This window comes from Stenotrophomonas sp. GbtcB23, from assembly GCF_019091045.1.
In the GTDB taxonomy this organism is placed as follows: Bacteria; Pseudomonadota; Gammaproteobacteria; order Xanthomonadales; family Xanthomonadaceae; genus Stenotrophomonas; species Stenotrophomonas rhizophila_A.
In genome coordinates, this window is the sequence record NZ_JAGXKC010000310.1 from 1 (window position 1) to 307 (window position 307).

Consider the following 307-nt stretch of genomic DNA (forward strand, 5'->3'; position numbering starts at 1 on the left):
AGCAGCAGGGGATCGATCTGCGCGCGCTTCATCTGCAGAGTGAACTGCACGGCGAGGAGTAGCGCCCAACCTGCGTAGATCCCGGCCTGCTTGGACCACAAGCGCCGTCCTAGGTCGTAGGTCATCCACACACATGCGATACCTGACAGCACCGAGGGAAGCAGGAAGGCAATCCTGAGATTTCCGGTCAGCTGCAGCAGGGCAGCCTGGATCCACATGAAGAGCGGAGGCTTGTCTGCGTACAGCTCTCCACCGCGGCGTGGGAACAGCCAGTTTCCGCTGTCCACCATTTGGGAGGCAACCAAGG

1 protein-coding gene is annotated in these 307 nt (G+C 60.9%); it reads right to left on the bottom strand.

The features are described 5' to 3' along the window. Positions 1-307: glycosyltransferase family 39 protein (locus tag KVS69_RS19235; protein ID WP_217539557.1), on the bottom strand; the 307-nt coding region annotated here is incomplete at both ends.